The organism is Thiohalophilus sp. (genome assembly GCF_046483665.1).
GTDB lineage: Bacteria > Pseudomonadota > Gammaproteobacteria > UBA6429 > Thiohalophilaceae > Thiohalophilus.
On record NZ_JAWOCR010000001.1, the window covers coordinates 1 to 8,323 of the forward strand.

The 8,323-nt window shown below is 56.8% G+C and carries 8 protein-coding genes; all 8 read right to left on the minus strand.

Annotation, left to right across the window (positions count from 1 at the left end):
- Positions 1-168, minus strand: a 168-nt coding sequence (gene yacG, locus R6U90_RS00005; protein ID WP_410350612.1) for a DNA gyrase inhibitor YacG, incomplete at its 3' end; no start/stop codon positions are given.
- A complete protein-coding gene (zapD, locus tag R6U90_RS00010; RefSeq protein ID WP_410350605.1) occupies positions 153-920 on the minus strand; it encodes a cell division protein ZapD in 768 nt (255 codons plus the stop codon). The genes yacG and zapD, both read right to left, overlap by 16 nt.
- A 71-nt stretch (positions 921-991) precedes the next feature.
- Positions 992-1,597, minus strand: coding sequence for a dephospho-CoA kinase (gene coaE / locus R6U90_RS00015; RefSeq protein WP_410350606.1), 606 nt, complete (start codon positions 1,595-1,597; stop codon positions 992-994).
- Position 1,598: 1 nt separating this feature from the next.
- Entirely contained in the window at positions 1,599-2,489 is an 891-nt protein-coding gene (locus R6U90_RS00020) for a prepilin peptidase (RefSeq protein ID WP_410350607.1), read from the minus strand.
- Between the two features lie 9 nt (positions 2,490-2,498).
- The gene (locus R6U90_RS00025; protein ID WP_410350608.1) at positions 2,499-3,719 is read right to left on the minus strand and encodes a type II secretion system F family protein; all 1,221 of its coding nucleotides are present in this window, start codon (positions 3,717-3,719) and stop codon (positions 2,499-2,501) included.
- A 19-nt stretch (positions 3,720-3,738) separates the two neighbouring features.
- Positions 3,739-5,457 carry a type IV-A pilus assembly ATPase PilB gene (pilB, locus tag R6U90_RS00030; protein WP_410350609.1) on the minus strand — a complete coding sequence of 573 codons (1,719 nt, stop codon included), beginning with the start codon at positions 5,455-5,457 and terminating at the stop codon, positions 3,739-3,741.
- An 85-nt stretch (positions 5,458-5,542) separates the two neighbouring features.
- Positions 5,543-5,941 carry a type IV pilin protein gene (locus R6U90_RS00035; protein ID WP_410350610.1) on the minus strand — a complete coding sequence of 133 codons (399 nt, stop codon included), beginning with the start codon at positions 5,939-5,941 and terminating at the stop codon, positions 5,543-5,545.
- 140 nt (positions 5,942-6,081) lie between these two features.
- A complete protein-coding gene (locus R6U90_RS00040) occupies positions 6,082-7,713 on the minus strand; it encodes an O-antigen ligase family protein (RefSeq protein WP_410350611.1) in 1,632 nt (543 codons plus the stop codon).
- Positions 7,714-8,323: the final 610 nt, after the last annotated feature.

Genomic DNA, 8,323 nt, shown 5'->3' on the forward strand with positions numbered 1-8,323 from the left:
CAGTTTGCGATCGCCGGGGATGCGATGGCTTTCGCTGGCCCATTCACCCAGGTCGATCAGTCGGCAGCGATCGCTGCAGAACGGGCGCCATTTGGACTCCTCGGTCCAGGGAACTGATTTACCGCAGGTGGGGCATTTGACGACGGTTTGTTTCACAGGTTGCAGCAGGTCAGTTGAAAGTCGAGGGTATCGTCCACCTGCACCGGTCGGCCGCTATTGCCGGGGCGGACAAAGCGAATACTGAAGCGGTGTTTGCCGCCGCTGATCTCCGGATAACAGTCGGCATTTTCATCCAGTGTGACACGCAGCATTTGCACCGGACTCTGGCTGTCGAGACTTTGCTGGTAAAAGCCTTTCTCGGCCTGCAGATCGCGGGCGTCGGCGGATTCGCGCAGGATGCCCAGAATCAGACTGATGGGTTTGTGAATGGCGTTGAGCTCTTCATACCACTCTTCGAGTTTGGCAATGCGGATTTCGGGGTCCTGTTGCAGCCAGAAATGGTAGCCAGGCAGATCAAAACTGCAGCTGCCGGCAGTGATAGTGCCGCGCTGGCGCAGGCTGGCTATCAGTTCATTATCGCGCAGGCTTTGCCCGGGATGACCTTGCAGGGTATGCAGTTCCTTCTGGGCCGCATCCAGCTGGGAGAGGATGGTATTGAGTTGCTCGCGATCCACACCGGGCATGTCACACAGGCGCGAGAGCGCAGCATGGAGGCGATCCAGCTCCTTGAGGGCTTCTGCCTTGAGCTCGCCGCGTGAGACGATCTCCAGGATATCGATCAACGCGTTGACGGTGGCGCGGGAATCCCAGACCGAGAAACCCCGCAGGGTATAGGCTGCCTGTTTGAACAGGTGCTCGAGCCGCAGGTAGGTGCGGATGCGTTCGTTCAGGGGTTGCTCGTATACGATCGGGTTATCCACGGGTGAGATGAACTGCTTGTGAGTATGAATGTAAGACTATCTTACTGGAAAGCCCCGGTGGCGAAAACGGGTCAGCCCGATGTTGCGCCGGCCAGCGCCAGATATTTTCGATGCAGGCTGTCAATCTGTTGCATCAGCTCTTCCGGTTCATTGCTGTTATCCACTACATCATCGGCCAGGGCCAGACGTTCCGCGCGGGAGCTCTGACTGGCCAGAATCTGCTCGATCTGTTCGCGAGACAGGCGGTCGCGGGCCATGGTGCGACGGATGCGGATATCCTCATCCGCATCCACCACCAGCACTCGATCGACAAACGGGTAGTCGCCGGTTTCGGTGAACAGCGGAATCACCACCAGACAATAAGGCGCTTGCAGAGTATCGATTCGCCGCCGCACCTCCTCGCGAATGCGCGGATGGAGTATCTGCTCCAGGGCCTGACGTTGTGCCGGACTGGCAAAGATCTTTTCGCGCAGGCGAGCGCGGTCGAGCCGGCCGTCGGGGGTGATTACCTGATCGCCAAAGTGTTCGGCGATCTCCGCCAGCGCCGGCTCGCCGGGAGCTACCAGCTCCCGGGCAATGACGTCAGTATCAATGATCGGCACAGCGTGTCGGGCAAAGGCCGCCGCGACGGTTGACTTGCCGCTGCCGATGCCACCAGTGAGCGCCACGATCAACATTCTAGAGCCAGTTAAGATAGGCCTGATTGAGTTGCGGTCCCCATAGCAGCGCGATCCAGCCGGCGGCCGCCAGATAGGGCCCAAAGGGAATCGGTTTGCCGGCCTGATGGCGTTTGATCAGAATCAGCCCGACGCCGACCACGGCCCCGACCAGCGAGGAGAGCAGGATAATGGCCGGCAGCATCTGCCAGCCCAGCCAGGCGCCAAGCATGGCCAGCAGCTTGAAATCGCCATAGCCCATGCCTTCCTTGCCGGTCACGAGTTTGAACAACTGATACACGCTCCACAGCGCCAGATAACCGGCCATAGCTCCGAACAGGGCCGAATAGATGTCGGTAAAAACTCCCTGACTGTTGAGCAGCAGACCCAGCCACAACAGGGGCAGGACAATATTGTCGGGCAGATAGAAATGGTCGTAATCGATCATAGTCAGCGCAATCAGTGCCCAGGTCAGCAAAATCGCGAAGACCGCCATGGGCGTGACACCGAACTGCCAGGCGGTCACGGCCGCCAGCAGACCACTGACCAGTTCGATGATCGGGTAACGGGCCGAAATCGGGGTTTGGCACTGACTGCAGCGTCCGCGCAGCAGCAGATAACTGAGGAGGGGAATGTTCTCCCAGGCGCGGATGGCGTGGCCGCAACGGGGGCAGCGGGAAGCGGGGGTGAGCAGATTATACGGACTGCTTTGACCCGGCGGTTCGCCGGTTTTGAGCTGTTGCGGATGATGTTCGGTCAGGTATTCGAGGCAGTCACTCTGCCACTGGCGGTGCAGCATTACTGGCAGTCGCAGAATCACCACGTTCAGAAAACTGCCGACGATCAGACCGAACAAAAAGACCACGCCTGCAAATAACGCCGGGCTGTCCTGCAGCAGCTGGAGATAACTCATGAAGTGGAGTTAGCCGACGACCTGGCCCATCTGGAAGATTGGCAGGTACATCGCAATAACCAGCCCCCCGATGACCACGCCGAGAAAGGCCATGATGATGGGCTCGAGCAGACTGCTGAGACTGTCCACCGCGTTGTCGACCTCTTCCTCGTAGAAATCCGCCACTTTGGACAACATGGTGTCCATGGAACCGGCTTCCTCGCCAATGGCGGTCATCTGTACCACCATGTTGGGAAACAGATCGGTAGCTTTCATGGCCACGTTTAGCTGGGTCCCGGTGGACACTTCGTCACGCATTTTTAGCACGGCTTCACTATACACCACATTGCCGACCGCGCCGGAGACCGATTCCATGGACTCGACCAGCGGAACCCCGGCGGCGAACATCGTGGACAGGGTCCGGGCATAGCGGGCAATGGCGGCCTTGTTCAGGATAGGCCCGATAATCGGTGTTTTGAGCAGTACTTTATCGAGAAATACGTTAAAGCCCTTGGAGCGCTTTTTCAGCTGGAGCACGGAATAGATGGCGAGACCAATCCCGCCGAAAATCGCCCACCACCAGGCCTGAAAGATCTCCGACAGCTTGACGACCATCTTGGTCAGGGCAGGCAAGTCGGCCCCGAAGCCGGAAAACAGGCTCTCAAACTCCGGAATAACAAATATCAATAGAATGCTGGTAATGATGAAGGCAACCACAATAACGGCCGTGGGGTAAAACAGTGCTTTCTTGATTTTACCTTTGATCGCCTCGGTCTTTTCCTTGTAGGTGGCAATCTTGCCCAGAATGTCATCCAGTATCCCGGCATGCTCCCCCGCTCGAACCAGATTACAAAACAGATCGTCGAAGTGATAGGGATGTTTGGCCAGCGATTCGGAGAGGTTGCTGCCGCTTTCGATATCTGCCTTGATAGTGAGCAACAGTTTTTGCATAGCGGGGTTTTCATGCCCGCGGCCGATAATATCGAAAGCCTGTACCAGGGGCACCCCGGAAGACATCATCGTGGCCAGCTGGCGGCTGAAAATGGCAATATCCGCCGCCTTGACTTTGCCGCCGCCACCAAACAGGGGCTTGGGTTTCTTTTTGACTTTTTTGGGATTGATGCCCTGGCGGCGCAGGTTGGCCTTGACCAGGGCGATGCTCTGGCCGGCGGTCTCCCCCTTGACTGTTTGTCCCTTGTTGTCCTTGCCTTCCCAGAGGAAGGTATCCTGTTTTGCGGCGGCCTGTGCCATGGTGTTTTAACCCTGTTTGTTAGTCTTTTGTGACACGGTTGACTTCATCGAGACTGGTAAGTCCGTCCTTGACCTTTTTCAGTCCCGACTTGCGGATATCCGGAATTCCTTCTTTTTCTGCCTGATCGGCCAGCTGCATGGCATTGGCGCCTTCCATGATCAGCCGGCCCATGGCATCCGAGATCGGCATCACCTGATAGATCCCGAGCCGGCCTTTGTATCCGTTGGTGCATTGATCGCAGCCCTTGGCGCCGTAAATCTTGAGGCCGGTTTTAATTTCTTCCTCGCTAAAGCCTTCCTCCAGCAACGTTTCTCGGGGGATCTCCAGCAGTTCCTTGCACTGGTTGCACAACCGCCGGGCGAGGCGCTGGGCGATGATCAGGTTGACGGCCGAGGCAATGTTGTAGGGCGGGACCCCCATATTCATCAGTCGGTTCAGGGTCTGGGGAGCGTCGTTGGTATGCAGGGTGGATAGCACCATGTGACCGGTCTGGGCCGCCTTGATGGCGATCTCGGCGGTTTCCAGATCACGAATCTCGCCCACCAGAATGATGTCCGGATCCTGGCGCAAAAAGGCGCGCAGGGCGCTGGCAAAGTCGAGGCCGACCTTGGTGTTGACGTTGACCTGGTTGACCCCCGGCAGATTAATTTCCACCGGATCCTCGGCCGTGGAGATATTCACTTCCGGCTCATTGAGGATGTTGACCCCGGTATACAGCGAGACGGTTTTTCCGCTACCGGTGGGGCCGGTCACCAGGATCATGCCATAGGGTTTGTGCAGGTTTTCCAGATAGAGCTGTTTCTGCTCTTCCTCGTAGCCGAGGGCGTCGATCCCCATCTGGGCGCTGGTCGGATCGAGGATACGCATGACGATCTTTTCGCCGAACAGGGTCGGGCAGGTGTTGACACGAAAGTCGATGGCCCGGGTTTTGGAGAGGTTCAGCTTGATACGCCCGTCCTGGGGCAGGCGGCGCTCCGAGATGTCCAGTCGTGACATGACCTTGACCCGGGCGGCGATGCGCGGCGCCATGCCCACCGGCGGGGCCGCCACTTCCTTGAGCACGCCGTCCTGGCGAAACCGGACCCGGAAGCTCTTCTCGTAGGGTTCGAAATGGATATCCGACGCCCCCTTGTTGATGGCGTCCAGCAGCACCTTGTTGACGAAACGGACCACCGGCGTGTCGTCGGCATCTGATTCGGTGACGGTTTCGCCGCCGGCGGCCTCATCATCGGCAAATTCCACTCCATCGAGATCGTCATCCCCGGTCAGTTCCGAGAGACTGGTGTCGGCCGCGGCCATCGCCCGGTCGATCGTTTTGATCAGCTTGTCGTCCTGAACCAGGATCGGCTCGGTGGTCATGCCGACGTGAAACTTGATTTCGTCCAGCGCCTGCAGGTTGGTGGGATCTGAAACCGCCACAAACAGCCGGTTGCCCCGGCGGAACAGGGGTAGAGTATGATGCTTGCGGATCAAATCTTCTTTGACCAGTTTGAGCGTTTCGTGCTCGATGTCCACAACATCGATATCCATGACCGGCACGCCGAATTCATCGGCGGCGGCCTGGGCGATCTTTTTGGCGTCCGCCATGCCGTTCTGGACCAGATAGCTGACGAACAGCATTTTTTTCTGGATGGATTCGGTGGACGCTTTCTGGGCGTCGGCATCCGACAGGATCCCGTCCTGCACCAGTTTGCGGGCCAGGCCGCTCAATTGCATCTGTACGCCGGGGGTGGCCATAGACTGTTCAATACTCCGCTATCAACGCACTAAATCACATGATATCAATTATATACAATAACTTATTAAAACCCAGCTTGAGGTTTTATTCCAGTGTCAATGTGACCGAGGTGGGCACTTTATCGCCGCTTCCCTGGGCGGTGATTTCATAGCTGGTAGCAATATCACCGGTCGATCCGGCTGTCACTGTATAGGTAAATTGTTGTTCTGCATCAGGTTCGCTGGGTGACCAGCCCAGCGCGCCGGTAGAGAGGGTTTTGGTACCGCCGGCATCGTATTCCCCGGCGATATAGGTATTGTTTTCCAGGTAGTACTCTTCCTCCGCGAGACGCAGTGCCGCCATGTTGTTGTGAGCTTCTGTGTTACGCGCGGTGGCGATATACCCATTATAAGCGGGTATGGCGATGGAAGTGACAATAGCCAGAATGGCAACCACAATCATCAATTCGATCAGGGTAAACCCGGTTTGCTTTGAATAGGACATGCTCATGCTGGACCTCAATAGGGCTTGGGTAAATTACCTTAGTAATAATGCCATTATGTTGGCAAGACTATTTTCCGTGAAATTCTCTGCAAATACACCAAATATATAGCCAGTATAGTCGGCCTGGCCGGTCGCCAACTTTAGCCTTCCAGCGCCTGCGAAAGCTCCCGATCCAGCCTTTGCAGCTCGGCATCATCAGGGGCACGCTTGAGCGCCTCCTGAATCCAGTATTGTGCCTGCTCCAGCTTGTTGAGCCGGATGGCAATAATTCCCATGCCAGTATAGCCCTGCGGTTGGTGCGGCAATAGCGTGAGATATTGATGAAAATCCTCACTGGCGCTGAGTAAATCGCCCTCCGCCAGACTGAGTTTGGCCCGGGTCAGATAGGCCAGCGGAATATTACTATCCAGACGAAGTACCCGCTCTATTGCGGCCCGTTTTTTCTCGGCCGGGGCATCGCAATAGGTGTAGACTTTGACATACCAGAAACGGGTAAAGTGATCCTGGCCGAAGTCATCCATGGCCCGGTCAGTGGCTTCCAGCGTTTTATCACAATCCTGATCCAGGGCCGCCAGCTGGGCCGTATAGATATCCTGATTGGTTTTCCAATAGGCGCTGTATACCTGAGCACTATATAACGTGTATCCCAGCGCAACGATCCCGGTGATCACCGCCAGCGGAGCAAACACCGCCAGGCGGCGGTGCGGTATCTGTGCGAGATAGAGGGCGACAATCAGCCCGCCCCAGATCCAGAAGAAAAAGGCGGACGTCGGCAAACGCAGGGGAAAGTCGACCCAGGCATGTGCGCCGCTGGCCAGCATGGCCAGCAAGAGCCCGATTGCCGTCAGCCGGATTGATGGGCTGGCTGTCAGATGAATGATACGCCAGCCCAGCACCAGAAAAACCAGATAAATCAGAATGGATAGCACACCTCCCAGGATTCCCAGCTCGAAAAACATCTGCAGCGGGTCACTGTGCAGATAGGTCATAAACACGTTTTGATCGACCATCTCTACCGGATTGATTGCTGCCACATACGGCATAAAGCCGCTGGCAAAGGCGCCATAACCCACTCCCAGTAGCGGGTTTTCGAAGATGCCGACAGAGGCGTTCAGATACATATCCAGGCGAATGCCGGTAGAACGATCGGGTGTCATCGACATCAGTGCCGCCAGATCTTCTCTGTCGGGATGGACCTGGGATTCGGTAACAGACAGCCCGATAGCGAAAACCAGAGCCAGCAACAGCGTATATCGATGACGACGCGCGGCCTGTAGGAGCAATGCCTTGATTTGTGAATCCGACAAATAGATGACAATCAGTGCAATACCGGCAACGAACAGGCCCAGCCAGGAGCCCCGGGTCTGGGAAATAATTAAAAAACCCAGGCCCAGCGCGAAAGCCACGCCAGCGAGCAATGCCCGCCAATCGGTCGGGCGCGGTTGCGCCAGCAAGGTCAGCAGGGCAACCGGCACCAGCAGATCCAGGTAGTTGGCCGCGTAGTTTTTGTTCAGAAAGGTCGAAGCGGGGGGGCTTGACTGGCGTATTGGGAGTGGATTCCAGCCAAAGTATTGACATATCCCAATCAGGGCAACCAGCGTGGCGGCAAGCAGGGCGGCCGGGATTAAATAGCGCTGCAACAACGGCGCGGGTAGCTGGCTGGCAATCAAGGCCAGGGCCATCAGGGCGCCGAATTGTATGAGCGCCAGCCGGGAGTTGCCCGGATCCTGGCTCCACAACAGGGATAAAATGCTCCATATCAGCAATCCCACGATCAAAGCGAAAACCGGGTGCCAGTGTAGAGTCGCTTTTTTGTCTGTTGCGAAACCGAGGACAAGTATAAACAGGCCGAGACCTGCTGCAACAGCAAGTACCGCCTGGCGGGGCAGCGCCGCGGCAAAATATAAAGACGGCCAGAAAAGTAGCGGCAAAACCAGTGCCAGTAACGTCAGCAGCCCGATCAGTGTATACGTCGCATGAGGGCTGGCAGAACTATCTGGCCCGGATTCTGCTGAAGAGCAAGCCGCGTCATCATATGGCTGTGACTGGCCCAAAGACGGCTGGCGGGAGGGTTGTTGCTCATCGGCCATCAAATCAATCACCTGAGTTTATTACCTGAGTTTATTGGAGGTGAAACCCGGGCACCGGTTTGCATATCAGCAAAGCGCGGCTCATTCGGCTTCAAACAAAAAACGGGAGGCCCTGGCCTCCCGTTTTATCAAGCAGAGTTGCTCCGGGTTGTTATTCGACCGTAATACCGACACCCGAGCCTGCGTAGCGAGTGACCCAGGGGGCAGTATCTGTGGTCAGTGCATCGCCGGTTCCGACGGTGATAACAACCGTTTGGCCCGGTGCAGGCAGGGTTGTACCATTCAAACCGTC